This window comes from Corynebacterium sp. MSK073 (assembly GCF_030232085.1).
GTDB lineage: Bacteria > Actinomycetota > Actinomycetes > Mycobacteriales > Mycobacteriaceae > Corynebacterium.
The window spans coordinates 1-19783 of record NZ_JASPIY010000003.1 but is presented as its reverse complement, the minus strand read 5'-3'; the positions used below and the strand labels follow the sequence as shown (position 1 = coordinate 19783).

Sequence of the window (19783 nt, the reverse complement as noted above, 5' to 3'; positions counted from 1 at the left end):
TACACTTGGAACCATCATGAGCAGCTTCATTATTGACTATTCGTGGCTCCACGAGCTGGTGCTGTACGGGCGTGACGCCGAGCTGTCCGCTGCAATTACCGCCAACTGGGACATCATTGAAGCCGTGTGGGACTTGGAAGAAAAGCACGCTATAGAAGATGACTCCAGTTTCTTTGGTGGAGATAATTGGACTGCGCGCTTTGTGTCCGGCCTCGATGATGGCGGCCCCTTGGACGTGGGGCTATTGGACGAAGAAGATACTTCAGTGATGCTCGAACTCTCCGTTACCGGTGACGATGAAGAGACAATGGAGCACGCGCTTATCGATGCCACCGAGACTATCACCTGGCACTTCTCCGACTGGGGCTTTGAGGACATCGAGTGGACTGCGATGCCTTGAGAAATGGAGACGCCGCCGCAAGGTTTTACTAGCTGAGGGCTCAACAGGTAATTTTACTCGCGTTCGTCTTGCTGCTGCGGAGAAAGAAAAATACGGTAACAACTATCAGAGGTGATAGCCCGCTTCGGTGAAGACGGGTTGTTGCTACTAGAAAAGCGTGGTCACACGCGGTTTGAGGGTTCCTGCCTGGTTGGCGGGGACCCTCGAATAATGTCGGTCGAGGATCTAGTTTGAGCGCGATATCTCTAGAGATTCTAGAACGGACGATAGGAGCGAGACCCCGAAACTGGGTTCGCAATGGGTTGCGTCCTCTGATGAGATTTCCCCAACCTAAAACCTAGCGTTGAAACGTAGATTGAATCGCGTCATTGGCATGCGCGAACGGAATCCGTTCTTGTTCGATGCGTAGCTTGCCCTCGGTGAAGAGGAGGCGGTAGGCGCGCTGCTCTTCGGTGGTCAGGTGGCTAAGCATGGCGGATCCGTCGCCGGGATCGGGGACCGCGAGGTGGCGGAACGCGGTGACGGTGGCGGTATCCATGAGCAGAGATTCCGTGTGGGGAAAGTGGGCGCGCACGCCGTTGAGGATGCTGAAGCCGGCGGCGTCGAGATCGCCCCAGTAGGTGATTTCGGCATCGTGGAGCCAGGCAAGGGCGTGAAGTTGGCGGGCGGCATTGCCGGAACCGAGGATGGCGATGGTGGGTGGGGCGGCATCGGAAAGCAGGGGCAGGGCTAGGAAGGTCTGCTTGTTTTCTACGATGAGAACGCGCGGGGGAGAGGCGGGAAAGAGCTGTGCAGCCTGGGAAAGGGGAACCTCGATATCGGACAGCGCTGGGGCGTGGTTGAGGTAGCGCAGACGCAGGCGAGCATCGGTGCGGCGCAGCCCCAAATCCGTGATGCCGAAGGGAGATAGCAGCGCGAGTAAAATGCGGCGGTGGGTGCCTATCCATTTGCCGTCTACTCCTTCAACTGGGACGGCGCGCTCCCACTCGCCGGAATTTGGATGGGCGCGCAGCCAGGTCAAGCATGGCTTTAAGCAGCGCAGATCGTATGCGCTTAGGTCCTTCCACTGGGCATAGGTGCGGTACGCGGCGTCGGCGAATGCAGGCGAGTTGGGGAAGATCGCGGCGATGTCGTGTGCGCATTGTTGCGCGCGGGAGTATTCGGCGCTGAGGCCTGCGGCCGCGGCGATGCGGGGCGCACCGGTAAGGACCGCGCGGGTGGGAACGGAATTGGTGCCTAGGCCCGTGCGGGACCAATTGCGCTGTTCGTAGTGGATCTCTTCTTGGTGCGGCCAGCGCTGCCAGGCGCGGATGAACTCCTGGGTGGTGGCGACATTGCGCGCGGCGTTGGCGGCCGTGGGCGGGTGCAGCGGCCAATCGATATTCAGAGAATCCGGGGCGGCTAAGGCCTCCGCAAAGTGGTTGTGCAGGTATTTTGCCGCATGTGTGTGCAGGTCACTAGGCATCCGCATTGGGGGACTCCTGGGATTCCTGGGGATAGGAGGTGGCATCGATAAGCGAATAGCCCGTACGCGCCTGCGGGCGGCCCTGGATAATGGGCTCGTCGTAATTGACCACGATGGTGCCATCCACGTACGGCGATAGCGTCTGGATGAGTTTGAATGGCGTTGCCAAAATCATGTGGAAACCAAAGGATGCAAACACGGACATGGCGGTGCGAGTAAAGGCTGGGTCGGCGCGATCAAAGGCCTCATCCAAAATGATGGAACCGTAGGTGGGAACGTCCTGGTCTGGTTCCGCCAGGCGGAAGCGCAGCGCCGCAGCCAAGCAGAAGAACACCAGCTTTTGGGCCTGGCCGCCGGAAAGAGAGGCGGAATCCTGATAAGTATTCGCGGTCGTGCCATCGGGGTAGCACTCGCGGCCGATGAAGCTGACGTGCTTGCGGGTATCCAGAACCAGGTTGCGCCACCGAATATCCTCCGGCTCAGACGAACCCAAGCGGCTGAGAATCTTATCCAAGGCGTGGTAGCGCGCTACCGCAGCTTCGGGCTCATCGGCGCTAATCTCCGCCAGGCTATGGGACGTTGCGGCATCGAGATCCCGCTGGAAATCTTGCACCACCTGGCCCCGGGCATCTTTCACATCAATGCGCAGGGTGCGGTCCCCATTGAAGGGCGTGCGCTCCAGGGACTTATTAATAAACTCCATGCGCTGTTCGATATCGCTACGGGCATGGCGAAGGGAGGAGGCGAGGTGCGATAGGTTTTGCACCGTCGTGCCATTGAGCAGCTCCAAGAACTGAGCGCGAAAATCCGCCAAGCGGTCTGCGCGCAGGAACTTCAGCTTCTCCATGCCTTCGCCGGCGAAGCTCGCCTGTGGCTCCAAATCCGCCGCTTCCGCCGGCCACTGCGATAGGTACTTGTGCAGGACGGAGACAATCTTGGCATTCGTCTCCTCGATGCGGCGCGCGGCCCTACGCGCGGTTTCTTGCAGGTTGGCCTGCACCTCATCGCGCCGGGCATCGATGTCATCGATGGTGAGTTTTCTTCTTCCCTTGTGCAGGGCCTCTTCGACCGCCTTGGCGATGCCCTGATCCGCTACCGTGGGCACGGTTCCGATGCTTTGGCGCCGCTGGGTGGAACGGTTCAGCTCGCCCTCCACGTTGCCGAGGTGTTTTTGTGCTTCGTTCAGTTGACCGCGGGCGGCGGTGAGTTTTTCCTTTGCCTGCTCGTGCGCTGTGGCTAAGGCCTGCGCCTCCGGGGAGGAAGCCAAAGAATCGTACTGTTCTTGCAAATCGCGTTTGCGCGCCTCAGCGGAAGCGGTATCAATATCCTGGAATTTAGTCTCCAGTACGCGCTGCGCTTTATCGCGCTGCGTGCGCAGGATATCCATCTTCCGGTTGAGCTCGTGGACCTGTTTGGCCATGGCGCGAGCAGTGGCCTTCGCTTCATTCAATTGGGAACGCAGGAGCTCAATCTTGGCGGTATTGGTGGAACCCACTCGGTACCACCGCGTGCCTTTAAAGCGCGTGCGATCATCCTTGATAAATCGCGTCGAGCCATCCTTGTCCTTGGGCCGGCTTTCCAAGCCATCGCGCGTGACGGCTGGGGTCTTGGTTACCTGTTCGAGCGCGGCCACCGAGTTGACGCATTCGTAGTTAAAACGGCTCGAAATATGGTGGCGCACCCACTGCGCCATGGGGTGATCCTGGAACTCCAATTTGTGGATGAGCTGTTGCGGGCTGCGCGCGGGCGCAGGCGCCGGTGCAAACTCCGGGATAGTGCGGTATTCGAGCCGGGTACCCACATTGCGAGAATTGACCCACTGGTTAATGGCTTCCCGCGCGGTTTCCGGAACGAGCAGGGTGGCGGCGAATCCGTGCAGCAATTTTTGGATCACCGGTTCCCACTCGGCCTGCTGCGGGGCAATATCCAGTAGCTCGCCAGCGAAGGGAAGCTCCGATTCGGCATAGCCAGTATCCCGCGCGAGTTGGGTGCGCAGCTCCACAAGGGCTTTATCGATATTGGTGCGCCGCGAGCTAAATGAGCGCAGCTCACTTTCTAAGGACGCGGATGCTGTCGCAGCATCGCGGGCGGCCACTCCGGCTTCTTGCTGCTGCTCAGTAAGCTGGGCCGAGTCGGCCTCGAAGTCCGCGATGCGCAGGCGGGCATTTGCTTGCAGCTCGGCGAAGCCGTGCGGGTTGAGCTAAAAGTGATCGGTCCACTGGTCGGCGGCAGCGGCAAGGTGGTGGAACTCCTTGGAGCGGTGCTCAATTTCCTTCTCTGCGGTTTCAATTTTGGCTTCTAGGGCGGCCAGCTCGCCGGCACTGAGCTGGGAGACGGCTACGGCGGCGCGGCGCTCGGCATCGTCAAGGTGCGTGACCTCTGCTTCGAGCGCCTCGGCCGCAGAGTGCGCCTCTGCCTGCTGGGCGGTCAGCGCGCGGATGCGATAGTCCAGTTCTTCTGCTACCAAGCGGGCGCGCACCGCCGGCAGCGCCTCATTCATCGCCTCGGCCTTGTGCTTATCCGCTTCTGCGGTGGTGCGCTGGGAGTGTAATTGGGGCAGGGGTGCCAGCGTCTCAATCTGGGCCTTGACGTCTTCTACCCGCAGGTATGCCTGGCGCAGATCCTCAAATTGCTCCACCGACTCCTCCGCCCGCTCGAAGGTAGACGGCGTATCCAGCATATAGTCCCGGAAGAGCTGGTCCAGGCTGGATAGAGACTTGGCAGACTGCGTGCGGTGCAGCAGGACCTGCCCCTGCTCGCTCTTGATGCCCAGGCGTTTGCGGAAGCGATCCGCAAACGTGGTGTACGTCGGCGTAAATGACGCACCAGGCCCCTTGTACATGGCCTTAATCTTGCGGGTATCCAGGCTGCGGGTATCCAGGCTGCGGGTGAGTAGGGGGCTGAGCTTATCGATGTCCTCATCTCCCTGCACCACCCCATAGAGCCGTTTAATTTGGCTCACCGAATTTTCACCGCCGTTAAGGCGGAAGATGGCGATGAGGGTGTGCTGCGTGCCAGTACCATTATCGTAGGTCAACGCCACCACCGAGTTAGTTGCGCCCTCACGCAAATACTTCGGGGCGATTTCACCCGTGTGCGCATTTTCTTGCTGCCGCCATGCCCCGCGAATATAGGAGACGAGGTTGCGCCCATTATTGCGCCCGAGGTCCTGCTGCGATGCCGCGTTGAACTTGAGGTCCTTTTGCGGCACCAATACCGCTGACATCGCATCAAGCAGCGTGGACTTACCCGAACCGGATCCGCCGGTGATGAGGAAGCCCTTGCGTGCTACCGGAATGGAAAAGTAGCCGTGAAAAGTGCCCCAGTTAATAAGCTGGATACGGCTGATACGGAATTGGCCTGGATACAGGTTAGTCATCGGAAGCTTCCTCCTGGTCGCCCTCGGCTTCTGCGAGGCGGGCGTATTCATCCCGGATGGCGGTGACCGTGGCGGCATCGAAAAGCTGGCGCAAGACGGGTGAAACCTCGTAGCGCCCCTCTGTCTCGGTGGCGCTGAGCAGCGAGTATTCATTGCGGATGCGTTTAATCGCCGCATTGAAGCGGTTATTGAACCCGGCTTCATCGCGGTTATCAACCGCGCGGACGTAGCCAATGCCCTCCCGGAGATCTTCTACATCCACAATCACGCGTTCACCGGGCAACGCCAAACCAAGTTCCTGGCGCAGGTTCAGCAGGATGGCGGTATCGATGTGCTTGAGCTTATCCGTGCGCAGCACCTGCGGAATGGGCAGCGTTTCCTCTTCTACCATCCGGGTAAACGCAAACCCTTCCGCTTCATCGACGACCAGCTCGAGGAATACCTCATGCAGGCGGGCGCGCAGGTTGTCTTCGTCCGAGATGATGGCGGACCATAAGACAGGTTCCTTGTGCGCACGCACAAGCGGCCCCTTCAAGAGCTGCACCAGTGCGCGGCGTGAGTTATAGGTCAGCGATCCTTTATCGCTTTCCCACAGCGGGGGCTCATGCGCCGAATCGACGCGGTGATTATCAGTAGCGCTCACTACAACTCCTCAACGGTGGTGCTATCGAAATACATAGTAGGGATATACGCCGCGCGAATGGTCCCATCTTCCTCGGTCCAGGTGACCTTCTCGTGCGCATCATGCAAAGCCGGTAGCGGGTGCTGGTCCGCAATATGTACCAATCCCACGACGCTGGCTAGGCCCTGCGTGGGCGGGTACGCCTGCAATACTTGGCCAATCGTGCACGGACCCGCCTTGCCGACGGCCCCGCGAATCGCCCCATGCAGTTCCTCAAAATCAATCTCTGACTCGCGCACCAGCTCATACAACGCCTCCGCGTTCTCCTGGCCTGGCTGGAAGGCTTCCGGTGCTTCTTCCACGACCTCGCGTCCTGGGTTGGCTAGTTGGATGCGCGAGACGGAGTGAATGGACATACCGATGCGCTGCAAGGGCGTTTCCATGCGGTGAAAGGCTTTTAGCTCCGATGCCTGTGCTGCATCAATGGCCATGCCTCGTGCCTCACGAAGTAGCTCAATCATGCGCCGGTCTTCTGCGAATTGTTCTGAGGAGACATAGTTGCGCAAGCTGCGTGCCAGGCCAGTCATCGTTTGATTGACCTCGAAGCTCGTTTCTTCCATATCGCGGAAGAGATTCTGCAGCTGCCGACGGTTCTCTGGCGCCAGCTCTTGGCCGACCTCGCTTTCTAAAACTTGCTTAATCCACTGATCCAGCCACGCGCTGCGTTCTCTATCCATGAGGTAGGAATAGAACCCGCGGAAGCTGCGCCCAGCGTCCGATTCCGCGATGTGGTCTACACCGCTAAAGATTTCCTCGAGCACTTCGCCGCGGTAACCTTCTGGATCCAGCAGCTGCCGGCGTAGCCTGTGATTGAGGGCTTCGAGTTCATGGCGCACCCTAGCGAAATCGCTTGGCACCGCCATGGCCATGTTCAGCACGTCTTGGACGCGCTCCTCGGTCTCTGCCGCAGTCAGTCGTTCAAACTGACCCAGGTGGGCCTTTTCAATTTCGCGCTCAATGCGGTCTCGCTCCGCCTCTAAGCTGGCGACGCGGCTCGAAATATCCTCATTTGTATCTCGCGCCAAGCGTTGTAGCGCCGAGCCTATAGATTCCACACGCGATGCCGTGACCGTAGTAACCGGCGTTTCCCAACGCTCAACGGCCTCGAGCGCGGACAGTGCTTCCTCGCTTGGTTCCAACGTTTCCCCGCGCGAGCTCTTGCCAGACTTTCGGACTAGCCAACCAGCTTTTACCCAATCATTGCAATAGCTTTGTGGTGTGCGCGGCATCGGGAGCTGACTGGCGAGCACCTCGAAGTCGGTGACCATGAGCTCATATACCTCCGCCGCCGGCCGCGCCCGAGTACCGCGGGGGAAATACTCAGAAATCAGCGCCAAAATCACCGGAGCTTTATCGGCTTGCAGTAACCGCACGGCAGCGGAATCCTTTAATAACCGCCGCAGTGAAAGGGCGCGAGCTTCAACAGACATGATTCGATTGTGTCAGCTACGCCGGACACATGCAGCGGAGGTTGATTCACTTATTCGAATCGTAGGATTGGCCCGCGCACGGTGGCGCTGCGCGGGCCAAGAACTAAGAGTCCGTGCTAGTACTGTTTAGTCCTGCGCGACGGTGACGTTGACGTCGATATTGCCGCGGGTGGCGTTGGAGTAGGGGCAGACCTGGTGGGCGGCATCGGCAAGTTCTTGTGCCTTATCGTGCTCCTGGGCGGGGATAATGACCTCGAGCTCAACGGCGAGCTTGAAGCCTTCGCCTTCCTTGCCAATGGACACGCGGGCGCCCACGGAAGAATCTCCCAACTCAGCCTTCTCGCTGCGGGCTACAGCCTGCAGGGCGGAGTGGAAGCAAGCGGCATAGCCAGCAGCGAAGAGCTGCTCCGGGTTGGCTCCATTGCCATCGCCACCCATTTCCTTCGGGGTGGCCATATTGAAATCAAGGTCCGAATTTTGCACTACGGCGCGGCCGTCGCGGCCTGCTCCGGTAGCGAGTGCTTCAGTGGTGTAAAGGGCGTCCATGATTACTCCTTTTCTAAAGTCATTTTCGTACTAGTAGTGAGTACAGTCGCCGATTGTACTCAGAATTGCTAACGGCGTTTTTCGAGGTCAGCGACCTAAGAAGTGAAAGGACGTGCTAGGAAAATGTGGTACGGCTCAAGTGTGCGGTGCAGGACTACTCAACCCGCGCCGGGGGAGTGGGCGCTCCTTCTGGTGGAAGTACCTTGGGGTAGCGCTTGGATCGGCTGGTGTGCTCAATCCACCGCAAGGATGTAGGTAGAAAATAATCCCCGCTGACGCGGGGAACTAGTCAATTGACTATTCAAATGAGCACTGACGTGGGCTCATCCCAGCGTTAGCTGGGAGTTTGGCGTTGCGCCTCCTGTGATCTTACCGCAAAAATTGATGCAGATTTTTAGCTTCATTTCAAAAATTGCAACACGTCAGTGCTAGATGATGTATAGTTATGAATCATTAGTTAATAACTCAAGTTCACCATAGAAGTTGGACTTGGTGAAGGCTGTACTGGAGATAGAACCATGAAATTACCAGCGAAGACAGTGGATTTTTGCACTCGTGCAGATGGTTGGTCTGGTCAACGCAGTCAGCAGGCGCGGAGCTTGTGGGCGAAATCGGGTGACGGTGTAGACCATCTCAACCTGCCGCAACATATGGTTGATTCCGCGTGTGCTGCATCCCTGGTGTTTAACTCTTGGCTTTCTCGTTCGGTAAAGGAGTTCCTGAAAGCCGAGTTGCGTGTCTCAGAGACGGATATAGAAGTTCTCTACGTCTTTCTTGCTGGGTCCCATGATGTTGGAAAAGGTGTTAAAACTTTCCAGCGGCTTCTTCTTGACCGCAGTGACGTTGCGCATTTGGTCCACGCCGTTAGCGACGCGGGACTAAATATTGAATTGAGCGCCTCAGAGGCGAATATGTCCAAGCTTCCGCATGGCATTGCCTCTGGTGAAATTTTAGCAATCTGGCTTGAAGAACAGGGACTTACCCTGCCAAAGGCTAACTCTGTGGCCGCGGTTGTCAATGCTCATCATGGTGCCGCAAGCGGGCCGAGTAAAGCGGTCCGAGAATTGATTCAAGATTATCCTTCGGGGTGGCGAATGGTTCATGGCGAACTCCTTGATGCCATGGCGAAACTTTGTGGGGAAAATGAGCTTGCGCAGGTCTTTGCCAAACTGCCGAAAGTCTCGCCCGCAGCCGCGCAAATGCTTACCGGCTTAGTGGTTATGGCGGACTGGATTGCTTCCAATGAAAAGGCTTTCAGCTTGCGCGTGGAGGGAACTCAACTAGACCGAGTGACAAGGGCTGCAGAGCTCATTGACTTGACCTCACCCTGGGAACCGGAAGCTCGATTGCATCAGGACATCGACGAGCAATTCCGGCAATCGTTTGGGTGGCCCGCAGAGTTTAAAGCGCGACAAGTACAACAGGAAATGGTGGAGGCTGCCAGCGCGATCAATGAGCCAGCGCTCATAGTCCTGGAAGCCGAAACAGGCGTAGGTAAGACTGAAGCTGCCTTAGCGGCGGCGGAAGTGCTTGCGGCGCGTAGCGGGGCACAAGGAATCTTTTTTGCCGCTCCGACCATGGCCACCGCGAATGGACTATTGCAAAGGACCATCGAATGGAGTCGAAATATAACGACAGATTCTGTTCGATCGATGTATCTCGCGCATTCCAAAAATGCGTTGGCCAAGCCTTATACGGATTTAAAATTTACGGGAATCAACCGTTATGAAGAAGAAGATGGCAACGTTGTTGCATCGCAGTGGATGTCTGGACGGCGGCTCGGCATTCTTTCCAATTTCGTGGTGGGTACCGTTGATCAAGTGCTCATGATGGCGCTACAGCAGCGGTTTTCCATGCTGAGGCACGTCGGCCTAGCAGGCAAAGTAGTAATTTTTGATGAGGTTCATTCCTTTGATGTGTATTCCTCCGATTACCTCCGCAGTGCCATCGAATGGTTGGGGTTTTATGGTGCCAGCATCATCGTCATGTCCGCCACGTTGCCGGCGGACAAGCGACGCGCATTGGTCAGCGCGTACTCCGACGGTCAATGGCCAGAGGAAGAGCCGACTGGCTACCCACTAATCACAGTGGCGACAGAAGACGAAATTCGTTCTCTAGAGGTCCCAGCGTCTCCAACAGATCTTGAAGCCACAATTAGTTTCCTTGCGGAAGGCGAAGATTCACTGCACGAACTTCTCGGGGAATGGCTCGTTGATGGCGGGTGTGTTCTTATTATCTGCAATACTATCGCACGAGCGCAGGCTGCGTATTCGGAACTCGCCGAAAGCTATGGTGATTGCGTGGAGCTTCATCATGCGGGATTTGTGGCTTGGGAACGCGTAGAAAAAGAAGATTCATTACGGCGACAACTTGGCCCGGATGCCCACAGGGGAGCAGGTCGGCCTAAGCAAAAAATTGTGGTGGCCACTCAGGTGGCGGAACAGAGCTTGGATATTGATGCCGATGCCCTGATTACTGATATCGCACCTATGGATCTGCTCATTCAGCGCATCGGGAGGCTGCACCGCCACGGGCGTCCTTCCAGCGATCGACCCGAAAAACTGCGCGAACCACAGGTTGTTATTCGCGGGCTAGAATCTTCCTCACCAGTCCCGGAATTTGAATCAGGCGCCGAGGCCATTTACGGCCGTGCGATATTGCTATCAACCTATGCAGTCTTGCCAAATAAGATTCGCCGACCAGACGACATCGCTCCGCTTGTAGCAGCTGCATATGATCGCAACTTTAAGCCGCCAGAGGCGTGGAACGAATCGTGGGAAGAGGCCATTGCGACGCGTGATTTTGAGGAATCCACAGCGCATTCAGCGTCCTCAACGTTCCGATTGCCAGATCCATGGAGTACCAACGGCCTGGACGCTCTATTCGCACGTCTGCAGGATGATTCCGCAGACAATGCCGAGATCAAAGGTGCGGCCCAAGTTCGTGACGCAGAGCCCAGCGTTGAGGTGATCCCCATCATCGAGACTGATTATGGCTATCGCCCGTGGGGCTGGGATGAAGAAGTCATCGAGGCTGCCGATATTCCGTATAAGCTGGCCTTTCATCTTGCGTCTAGTACAGTACGACTGCCTGTGCGAATGACCCGTTATGACTCGGACTTTGATGCGGTGGTCAATGACCTCGAAGGGGCAACCCCGGCCGAGTGGGGGTCACACTACTTACTGCGGGGACAACTGGCTTTGCCGTTAGATAAAGGGGGAGAGACGCAGGTAGGACGCTTTGTTCTGCGGTATACGAGCCAGCTGGGAATCGAAATTATGAGTGATGGGCGTGAGTGATATGCCCGAGGCACTAGTTAGGCTGAGAGCACCTCCTTTTACTAGGGGCAGCCACATCATCCACCAATTCACTTTTAAAAGAAAGGAGGCGAAAGATAATGACTGATACAGAAACCTTTAACCTGCTCGATGAGCCATGGATTTTGTGCATGGACAGTGCGGATAATCGCAAAGCGTTGAGCATCCGGGACATATTTTCTGGACAGGGCGATGCCCATAAAATTGTGGGCGATTCACCGACCCAGGATTATGCGGTCATAAGGCTGTTATTGGCTATATTTTGGCGTGCTCATGCGCAAGAATTAGCGGAAGCAGCAGGCGGAAGGCGGAAACGCGCCAGCTTTGATTGGGGCGAATGGTTCGCGGAAAAGCGTGAAGAATTATGCGAGACGAAGCGGGACCAAGTTGTTTTAGATTATCTTGATGCCTTTAGAGACCGGTTCGATTTACTCTCTGACACTGTTCCCTTCATGCAGGTGGCGGATCTTCACTCGCAGAAAAATGAGACTCGACCGATTTCCTATATAGTTCCAGAAGCCGCTGATGATCATTTCACGATGCGTACGGCTGAGGGGCGGCGGGCAATTCCTCTAGATGAGGCCGCCCGTTGGTTGCTTCACCTGCAAGCTTATGATTATTCCGGTATTAAAACCGGCGCAGTAGGAGACCCTCGCGTAAAGGGTGGTAGAGGTTACCCCATCGGCACAGGTTGGACTGGTCGAACGGGCGGAACTTTGGTGCTTGGAACTGAAGGCCTCCTAGAAACGCTTTTGCTAAATACTCCTATGGCAGCTGTTATGACGGAGCAGGGAACTAACCCAATTGAGCTGGATAAACCGGTATGGGAAAGAGAACCTGATACCGCTGCGCAGCGCCGTGGATCGGATGACAAGCTTGGTGCTGTGCCCCAAGGAGCGGCTGATTTGGCAACTTGGCAGGCACGACGAGTGCGCCTAGTAGCTGAAGAAGGCCAGATTACTCGTGTCCTCGTATCGAATGGTGATCGCATTCCGGATGCGGGAAAGAATGTCATGGGTGATCCCATGACGCCGTATCGGTATAGCCCCAACCAGTCGAAGGCCGGCCAAGATGCTTACTACGCGCGTCCCTACGATTCCACTCAGACCATGTGGCGCGCACTTGATGCTTTGGTTGCCGTCGAAGACGACCCAGGTTTCGACCAGAAAAAGGCAAAAGCTCCCAAGCGACCAGCCAATCTCAGCAATCTCGCTGCACTTGACGTTGATGGATATCTAAACCAAGGCGCCTTTGATATTGCCTTGGTTTCGATGGAATACGGACCGCAGGAATCTTCAGTAGCCACCACTTTCAGCACCACGATCGGGCTTCCCCTAGTGGTATTGCGCGAAGATGATCTTGGCAGGCAAGCGCGTAATGCTGTCCGCACTGCCGCACAAAAGACCTATGAAACAGCCGTGAGCTTGGGCTGGTTTGAAGGTCAACTGCGGGTAGCCGCGGGCGATGATTATGAATTCGGCGTTAAGTCTAAGGACAGGTTTTATGCCCAGTTGGAGCCAGAGTTTATTGCGTGGATGCAGACCATTTCTGTTGAAAATGCAGACAGCGCTCAAATCAACTGGCAGGAACGAGTTCGAACAGTAGCTATCTCCCACGCAATGGAACTGCTGCGCGGCGCCGGGATGAAGGCGGTCATTGGCAGGGAAGTAGATACAGGAGAAGACGGAAAGGGCCGAATCGTCTCAGCTGGATCCCTTTTCCAGCAGCTACAGCGGCGTTTTGATAAGAACCTGCCGTTAACAGGCAAGTCCACACGAAATCAGAGTCCTAGCTCACCTATGAAGGAAGGTGTTGCCCATGCATGACACCAGTCATCCGCAGGAAGGAACTACTGCGGAGTACACAGGCCCGCGTTTGCGAACCTCCGTGGCGCGTACCGCAGAGGCGCTGCAGAATGATTATTTGCATTCGCCACAGCACAATAAACAAGCGCGAGCACGCGCAGTCCTAGCCCAATTACGAAAGTATTCTGCGGTACGTCTTGAACAACACCCCGTCGCGCTTGAAGAGGTCCTCCTTTTATTGGAGCCTGCATTGAGTGAACAAGAGATGGGAAAGGGCGCCGCACCGTCCGCATCAGAACTCGCGGCCTTTCAAGCCCTGACGATGCTAGGCATCCATCTACAAAGCGCTAGCACTGAAGCACATATTAAAGGCCAAAGTTTCGCACGGGCCTGCGGTCGTTTCTATGCGCACAGTCAGTCACAATCCACGAAACCGCGGTTTGATGCGATGCTCGTATCTCCCGATGAGGCTTCCCGCCTCATACATATTCGTTCCTTGGTAACGCTATTGCGCGGGGAAAATTTGGGGTTTGACTACGGTGCATTTGCTCAGGATCTGCGGGTTCTAGGCAGCAAAAACGCTACTCAAAAAGCTCATACACAGCGACAAGGCGTGCTATTGAAATGGGCACGTGACTTCGCACTCGGTTCTTATGCGTCTTCTCAGACCGAACCGACTTCTTAAAATCAATTTTCATATTCTAGAAAGGAATTTTCGCAATGGCTTTGACCATCGATATCCACGCTCTGCAGACTCTTCCGCCTTCTCTGATCAATCGTGACGACACCGGGGCGCCTAAGTCTGCCGTTTACGGCGGCGTACCGCGTCAGCGAGTCTCTTCACAGGCATGGAAGCGTGCAATCCGCAAGTACTTTGAATCTGAAATCGATGCTGAATCTGTGGGGGATCGCTCGAAGCGGCTTCCAGAGAAGATCGCACGTAAGGTTCAAGAACACGAAGGCTGGGATGCGGAGCGAGCTCAAAAGGAAGTTGCTGAGCTTTTCAAAGCTGCAGGAATTAAGACGGAAGTGGATGCGAAACGTATCAAGGCGCTGAAAGATTCCAAGGAAACCACCGAAGAAGAACTAGCAGCAGCGCAGTATCCGCAGACCAAATACTTGTTGTTCTTGAGCCCGCACCAGATTGAACGTGCCGCAGAGGCGATTTTTGCGGCCGACGGTGAAAAGATTAAGAAGAAGGATGCCCTGGAAATCCTTGATACCCAGCACTCGGTAGATATGGCGTTGTTTGGGCGTATGGTTGCCGATGATGCTGCGTATAACGTCGATGCTGCGGTACAAGTTGCGCATGCACTGGGAATTCACGCCAGCGCGCCTGAATTCGACTATTTCACCGCGGTCGATGACTTGGCCGAGGAAGGCGAAGAAACTGGTGCAGGCATGATTGGCACTGTACAAATGATGTCTTCTACCTTGTACCGTTATGCCACGGTGAATCTAGATGGACTGACACAAAATCTCGACTCGGCAGAAAACGCAAAGCAAGCCGCAGTGAATTTCGTTGATGCATTCATCAAGTCTATGCCCACGGGCAAAATCAATACCTTTGCCAACCAAACAATGCCTGAGCTCATTTATATCGCAGTTCGCGATACCCGCCCGGTGAGCCTAGTTACGGCCTTCGAAGAACCAGTAGAGCCAACCGCCGATCAGAGCTTGCGCGTCGCCGGTGCCGAAGCGTTGGCGAAAGAAGAAACCGAGTTTGAAGAAAACTATGGGCTGCAGCCTAAGGCAGCCTTTGTGGTTGGGTTGAGCGAGGCCCGTCAGGCTTTCGCACAAATCGCTGACGAAGTGACGCTGCCAGAGCTTTCGCAGCGTTTGTCTTCCGCGCTTTCGGAGTAGGAGGCTTAAAACGATGACAGCATCATTGTTGTTGCTGCTTAAAGGGCCGATGCAGTCGTGGGGAACGGAATCTCGCTACGCTACCCGTGCAACTTCGTCCTTGCCCTCAAAGTCAGGAGTTCTTGGCATGCTAGCCGCAGCTGAAGGACGCAGTCGTGATGAAGATATGGCCGATTTGGCGGGTCTCAAGTTCGCGGTGCGTGTCGATCAATCCGGGAGCCTTTTGCGCGATTATCAAACCGCGCAAAACTGGCAAAAGGATCCACAGGCATCCGCAAAGCTCATTACCCGCTATTTCCTGTCAGATGCCGCATTCGTCGCGGCAATCGAAAGTGAGGATCGCGAGCAACTCGAGAATTTTGCGGAGAATCTAAACCGGCCGGTATTTCCGCTCTATTTGGGCCGACGCTCGTGCCCGGCTCCGCCCAATGTGGTGCTTGGTGTGGTTGAAAAGCCTGCGGTTACGGCATTACAAGAGCACGGCACGTGGCACGCCACCAAGGAGTATATGAGATCCAGTGGTGGGGAAGTATCGCTGCCGATTTACCGGGACTCCCTCCCAGGAGAATCCGGCGTGGCTTGCCAGGATGTACCGAAGTCTTTTGATCCGCAGCACCGCAAGTATTCATGGCGCACTGTGGTGCAAAAGGAGTTTGCGAATGTGGACAACCCCTTAGATAGCGCGGAGCGGCGCCCGGATCCGTTTTTGGAGGCGGTGATGAATGTATGAGTACGTTAACCAAAATTCTTATCAATCCTCAGCGGCGTCAAGGGCGAAAGCTACTTGCTAATCCACAAGCAATGCACGCTGCAGTTGCCGCGTCATTTCCACCGGATGTGGCTCACGAGTCTGGGCGAATTTTATGGCGCCTTGATGGAGGTGCGCATCACCATTCCCTTTATGTGGTGGGGCCTGAAAAGCCAACTGACCATGTGATTGTGGAACAAGCAGGGTGGGATACACGGCCGGGACAATCGGTTGAGTATGACCGTCTGCTGAATTCACTGACTAAGGGGCAAAGATGGATCTTTGAACTGGTAGCCAACCCAACGTATTCGCAAGCTAATGGAGGCAAGCGAGGCAAAGTGAAGGCTCATGTGTCTGTGGAACACCAGTTGGAGTGGTTGTATCGGCGAGCAGAAAATGCCGGATTCGAACTAGCACCCCGAGCAGGGGATGATGTCAGCGATGATGAGCGTTCTCGGTGGTCCGTGGAAGAAGAAACCGCGATTATTGAGCGAAAAACGTTGGATTTCCGGAAAGGAAATGGCAACAGGCGTGTGCGTATCGCCACAGCCCGATACCGCGGAACCTTAGAGGTCAAAGATCCTGAGGCTCTTCGGCACACACTTACTCATGGGATAGGAAGAGCTCGTGGTTATGGTTGTGGCATGATGACCCTAGCTCGACCGATGGGGTCTTGATGTCTAATCCAAGCGAAGTTCCTGTCACCCGCCAAGCTTTGTCCCGGATGGGAGACCGAATCAGTTTCCTGTACGCCGAGCGCTGCGTGATTAATAGGGACGGTAATTCACTAACGATTACGGACCAGCGCGGCGTCGCACATGTACCAGCCACACAATTGGCGGCACTGCTGCTTGGTCCAGGAACGAGGATTACTTACGCAGGTATGGCTTTGCTTGGCGATGCCGGGGTTACCACCCTCTGGGTAGGTGAGCGCGGCGTTCGGTACTATGCGCACGGTCGGCCACCAGCGAAATCGTCCCGCATGGCTGAAATTCATGCGCAGGTAGTGTCTCACCAGCGGAAGCGTTTGGACGTGGCTCGCAGAATGTATGCCATGCGGTTTCCAGGAGAAGACGTTTCTCAGCTGACGATGTCCCAGCTGCGTGGCCGCGAAGGGGCACGCATGAAGCGAATATATGCGGCTGAAGCCGAGCGTACTGGAGTCTATTGGACTCAGAGGTCTTATGATCCCAATGATTTCGACTCGTCTGACCCAATTAACCAGGCCCTGACTGCGGGCAGCGCCGCACTATATGGAGTTGCTCATGCTGTCGTTGCGGCGCTTGGTTTCATCCCTGCCTTGGGGATAGTACATACAGGCACCGATAGGTCATTCGTCTACGACATTGCTGACCTCTACAAAGCAGAGATTTCTATTCCAGCGGCATTCGATGCTGTCGCAGCTCAACAGGGTAATCCCTCTGTGGAAGTGCGTCGTTTCGTGCGGGATCAAGTTGTCTCACGCCGCCTCATGCCGCGGATGGTTCAAGACCTTAAAGCACTTTTTGATGTTCCTGATGACGAGCTTGTCAGTGATGCCGAGTTAATGCTGTGGAGTGAACTTGAAGTCATCGCTTCTGGTCTTAACTGGGCAGAAGAGGAAACGTTGTCATGATGGTGCTGGTTATTACTGCTTGTCCCGCTGGACTACGCGGCGATCTGTCCAAGTGGCTCATTGAACTGACTCCCGGTGTATTCGTGGGACGTCCCTCTGCTCGTATACGAGATTTGCTCTGGGATCGTACAACCGAGCTTTGTAAAGATGGCCGCGCACTTTTGGTGTATTCAGTCGCGAATGAGCAGGGAATGGAGTTCAAGACTCACAGACATCATTGGGAACCTACGGATTTTGACGGGATTACCTTGATGACGCGACCGACTAAGTCTAAGCAACCACAGCGAAGGACTGGATGGTCTCAAGCCCGACGTAACCGTATTTCTTATAAGAAACAGAAGGGAGGATATTAGACCGCGTGGAGCTTCGAGGGTAGCTTTCCCCAAAATACAAGTCGTATGTAAAATACGTTTAAGGCTCGAATTTCTGCTGTTCAGCAAGTGTGCTCCCCGCGTGAGCGGGGATGAGCCCCGGACACCACACCCACGACCGAGACAGAGGCAGTGCTCCCCGCGTGAGCGGGGATGAGCCGCCGCGCTCACGCTGCGAAAGCATCATGCCCTCGTGCTCCCCGCGTGAGCGGGGATGAGCCCCGCGCACCGCCTGGGGACTGAAACCACTTCACGTGCTCCCCGCGTGAGCGGGGATGAGCCCGAGGTGCTTATTAATTCGCTGACGGCGTTTAAGTGCTCCCCGCGTGAGCGGGGATGAGCCCACCTCCGCCGGGTCGAGCTTGTCGTAATACCCGTGCTCCCCGCGTGAGCGGGGATGAGCCCCATCTTGCCAACATCGCCAGACATCTGCCCCAGTGCTCCCCGCGTGAGCGGGGATGAGCCCTACTCGTCACTGGCATCCAGGCCCTTTGGGAAGTGCTCCCCGCGTGAGCGGGGATGAGCCGCGGCCACGAAAGGCGCGTCATATACTCACCCCGTGCTCCCCGCGTGAGCGGGGATGAGCCGTTAAACGCCTGCGAATCAATCGACGTGACCACGTGCTCCCCGCGTGAGCGGGGATGAGCCCCACACCCCGGACTCACCTAAACCCCACAACCCGTGCTCCCCGCGTGAGCGGGGATGAGCCCAGCAGCCGAACCAGGCGCAGCAGTCGTGGAACGTGCTCCCCGCGTGAGCGGGGATGAGCCCGTGGCCACGGGCAGCGACCTTCGACCAGATTGGTGCTCCCCGCGTGAGCGGGGATGAGCCGTTCTGTGACGCGGTTGGGGCGCCCATGCTGGTGTGCTCCCCGCGTGAGCGGGGATGAGCCGTAACCCCGCCACCGCACGATGTGACGCACAGTGGTGCTCCCCGCGTGAGCGGGGATGAGCCGGCTCCGAGTTCGACGGGGTATATGTGGCGACCGTGCTCCCCGCGTGAGCGGGGATGAGCCCGCGTCATTCACTTTTTTCTGCGTCTCCCACAGGTGCTCCCCGCGTGAGCGGGGATGAGCCCACTCACCAGGCACAATCAACGTAAATGTCTACGTGCTCCCCGCGTGAGCGGGGATGAGCCTCCAGCGAGAACCCCCAAATTTTTGAGATTTGGGTGCTCCCCGCGTGAGCGGGGATGAGCCGTCGATGCCGTCGACGGTGCCGGGTGGGCCTTGGTGCTCCCCGCGTGAGCGGGGATGAGCCCAACAACAGCAATACCGAATGGAGCAAATCAATGTGCTCCCCGCGTGAGCGGGGATGAGCCCTGATTCTGACCCGCAGCCTGGCCTTATCCCGGCGTGCTCCCCGCGTGAGCGGGGATGAGCCGTCACCGCGCAAGCTACCCGCGACGCTAAACGCAGTGCTCCCCGCGTGAGCGGGGATGAGCCCAACAACAGCAATACCGAATGGAGCAAATCAATGTGCTCCCCGCGTGAGCGGGGATGAGCCCTGATTCTGACCCGCAGCCTGGCCTTATCCCGGCGTGCTCCCCGCGTGAGCGGGGATGAGCCGTCACCGCGCAAGCTACCCGCGACGCTAAACGCAGTGCTCCCCGCGTGAGCGGGGATGAGCCCCGTGTAGACCGCTTTCACCGCAAGATCGATACTGTGCTCCCCGCGTGAGCGGGGATGAGCCCCACCCTGCGTGCCACGCCACCAAACAGTGGCGGTGCTCCCCGCGTGAGCGGGGATGATCCCGCCGACATCGCCCAGCGTGGCAGCGATTTCACGTGCTCCCCGCGTGAGCGGGGATGAGCCCTAATCTCAAATCACAAAATTGAGATGAGAAAGCTGGAGCTAGATAGCTAAGCACCTCGGGAGCTGAATATTCGTACTACTCAGCTCCCAGGGTGCACCCCTTAAGAACTACACCCTCGAAAGAGCATATGTGCTCCCCGCGTGAGCGGGGATAAGTTTTTCTTGATTTAATGCCTCAAATTTCCTGCTACCCAATAATCAACACATCGAAAGGGCATACATCAACGATGATCAGCGCTTCGGTTATGAGGGGCAGAAGGACCTGACCCCTGTTTGGTGGACACCTGATATCCAGCCCAGTCGGGCTGGAAAGAAAGGTAATCTACCACCATGTCCAGGTACTCCGAAC

At 56.5% G+C, this 19783-nt stretch carries 13 protein-coding genes, 1 pseudogene and 1 CRISPR repeat array; of the genes and pseudogenes, 9 read left to right on the top strand and 5 right to left on the bottom strand.

Annotated features, from left to right (window positions below; translation table 11 throughout):
• Positions 1 to 16: 16 nt before the first annotated feature.
• On the top strand, positions 17 to 400 hold the full coding sequence (locus QP970_RS02555; RefSeq protein ID WP_284869516.1) for a hypothetical protein: 384 nt from the start codon (positions 17 to 19) through the stop codon (positions 398 to 400).
• Positions 401 to 737: 337 nt separating this feature from the next.
• On the opposite strand, the gene QP970_RS02550 is transcribed toward QP970_RS02555, so the two are convergent.
• From QP970_RS02550 to QP970_RS02525, 5 genes and pseudogenes are all read right to left on the bottom strand, one after another.
• On the bottom strand, positions 738 to 1871 hold the full coding sequence (locus QP970_RS02550; protein WP_284869514.1) for a DUF3322 domain-containing protein: 1134 nt from the start codon (positions 1869 to 1871) through the stop codon (positions 738 to 740).
• A pseudogene (locus QP970_RS11750) lies at positions 1858 to 5244 on the bottom strand (ATP-binding protein). The gene QP970_RS02550 and the pseudogene QP970_RS11750 overlap by 14 nt, the downstream one beginning before the upstream one ends.
• On the bottom strand, positions 5237 to 5887 hold the full coding sequence (locus QP970_RS02535) for a DUF4194 domain-containing protein (RefSeq protein ID WP_284869509.1): 651 nt from the start codon (positions 5885 to 5887) through the stop codon (positions 5237 to 5239). Before QP970_RS02535 ends, QP970_RS11750 begins: the two are co-directional and overlap by 8 nt.
• Entirely contained in the window at positions 5887 to 7356 is a 1470-nt protein-coding gene (locus QP970_RS02530) for a DUF3375 domain-containing protein (protein ID WP_284869508.1), read from the bottom strand. The genes QP970_RS02535 and QP970_RS02530 overlap by 1 nt, the downstream gene beginning before the upstream one ends.
• A 126-nt stretch (positions 7357 to 7482) precedes the next feature.
• Entirely contained in the window at positions 7483 to 7902 is a 420-nt protein-coding gene (locus tag QP970_RS02525) for an organic hydroperoxide resistance protein (RefSeq protein ID WP_284869507.1), read from the bottom strand.
• Between the two features lie 518 nt (positions 7903 to 8420).
• Here QP970_RS02525 and cas3 point away from each other — a divergent pair.
• The 8 genes from cas3 (at position 8421) to cas2e (ending at position 17603) form a co-directional block, all read left to right on the top strand.
• Positions 8421 to 11201 carry a CRISPR-associated helicase Cas3' gene (gene cas3, locus QP970_RS02520; protein WP_284869506.1) on the top strand — a complete coding sequence of 927 codons (2781 nt, stop codon included), beginning with the start codon at positions 8421 to 8423 and terminating at the stop codon, positions 11199 to 11201.
• A 98-nt stretch (positions 11202 to 11299) separates the two neighbouring features.
• The gene (casA, locus tag QP970_RS02515) at positions 11300 to 13045 is read left to right on the top strand and encodes a type I-E CRISPR-associated protein Cse1/CasA (protein ID WP_284869504.1); all 1746 of its coding nucleotides are present in this window, start codon (positions 11300 to 11302) and stop codon (positions 13043 to 13045) included.
• Positions 13038 to 13709: a type I-E CRISPR-associated protein Cse2/CasB gene (gene casB, locus QP970_RS02510; RefSeq protein WP_284869503.1), complete on the top strand. Its 672-nt coding sequence runs from the start codon at positions 13038 to 13040 to the stop codon at positions 13707 to 13709. Before casA ends, casB begins: the two co-directional genes overlap by 8 nt.
• A 35-nt stretch (positions 13710 to 13744) precedes the next feature.
• Positions 13745 to 14887: a type I-E CRISPR-associated protein Cas7/Cse4/CasC gene (cas7e, locus tag QP970_RS02505; protein ID WP_284869502.1), complete on the top strand. Its 1143-nt coding sequence runs from the start codon at positions 13745 to 13747 to the stop codon at positions 14885 to 14887.
• A 13-nt stretch (positions 14888 to 14900) separates the two neighbouring features.
• The gene (cas5e, locus tag QP970_RS02500; protein ID WP_284869501.1) at positions 14901 to 15617 is read left to right on the top strand and encodes a type I-E CRISPR-associated protein Cas5/CasD; all 717 of its coding nucleotides are present in this window, start codon (positions 14901 to 14903) and stop codon (positions 15615 to 15617) included.
• Positions 15614 to 16312, top strand: a complete 699-nt coding sequence (gene cas6e / locus QP970_RS02495) for a type I-E CRISPR-associated protein Cas6/Cse3/CasE (RefSeq protein WP_284869499.1) — start codon at positions 15614 to 15616, stop codon at positions 16310 to 16312. The genes cas5e and cas6e overlap by 4 nt, the downstream gene beginning before the upstream one ends.
• Complete coding sequence (gene cas1e / locus QP970_RS02490; protein ID WP_284869498.1) at positions 16312 to 17250, top strand: type I-E CRISPR-associated endonuclease Cas1e; 939 nt, start codon at positions 16312 to 16314, stop codon at positions 17248 to 17250. Before cas6e ends, cas1e begins: the two co-directional genes overlap by 1 nt.
• On the top strand, positions 17247 to 17603 hold the full coding sequence (cas2e, locus tag QP970_RS02485) for a type I-E CRISPR-associated endoribonuclease Cas2e (protein ID WP_284869496.1): 357 nt from the start codon (positions 17247 to 17249) through the stop codon (positions 17601 to 17603). The genes cas1e and cas2e overlap by 4 nt, the downstream gene beginning before the upstream one ends.
• An 89-nt stretch (positions 17604 to 17692) precedes the next feature.
• A CRISPR array of direct repeats spans positions 17693 to 19434; the repeat unit is 28 nt; unit sequence GTGCTCCCCGCGTGAGCGGGGATGAGCC.
• Positions 19435 to 19783: the final 349 nt, after the last annotated feature.

Bases quoted from the DNA above. Each gene is read 5' to 3' on its own strand.
- QP970_RS02555 (WP_284869516.1), top strand. From the start codon at position 17: ATGAGCAGCTTCATTATTGACTATTCGTGGCTCCACGAGCTGGTGCTG.
- QP970_RS02550 (WP_284869514.1), bottom strand. From the start codon at position 1,871: ATGCGGATGCCTAGTGACCTGCACACACATGCGGCAAAATACCTGCAC.
- QP970_RS02530 (WP_284869508.1), bottom strand. From the start codon at position 7,356: ATGTCTGTTGAAGCTCGCGCCCTTTCACTGCGGCGGTTATTAAAGGAT.
- QP970_RS02525 (WP_284869507.1), bottom strand. From the start codon at position 7,902: ATGGACGCCCTTTACACCACTGAAGCACTCGCTACCGGAGCAGGCCGC.
- cas3 (WP_284869506.1), top strand. From the start codon at position 8,421: ATGAAATTACCAGCGAAGACAGTGGATTTTTGCACTCGTGCAGATGGT.
- casA (WP_284869504.1), top strand. From the start codon at position 11,300: ATGACTGATACAGAAACCTTTAACCTGCTCGATGAGCCATGGATTTTG.
- casB (WP_284869503.1), top strand. From the start codon at position 13,038: ATGCATGACACCAGTCATCCGCAGGAAGGAACTACTGCGGAGTACACA.
- cas7e (WP_284869502.1), top strand. From the start codon at position 13,745: ATGGCTTTGACCATCGATATCCACGCTCTGCAGACTCTTCCGCCTTCT.
- cas5e (WP_284869501.1), top strand. From the start codon at position 14,901: ATGACAGCATCATTGTTGTTGCTGCTTAAAGGGCCGATGCAGTCGTGG.
- cas6e (WP_284869499.1), top strand. From the start codon at position 15,614: ATGAGTACGTTAACCAAAATTCTTATCAATCCTCAGCGGCGTCAAGGG.
- cas1e (WP_284869498.1), top strand. From the start codon at position 16,312: ATGTCTAATCCAAGCGAAGTTCCTGTCACCCGCCAAGCTTTGTCCCGG.
- cas2e (WP_284869496.1), top strand. From the start codon at position 17,247: ATGATGGTGCTGGTTATTACTGCTTGTCCCGCTGGACTACGCGGCGAT.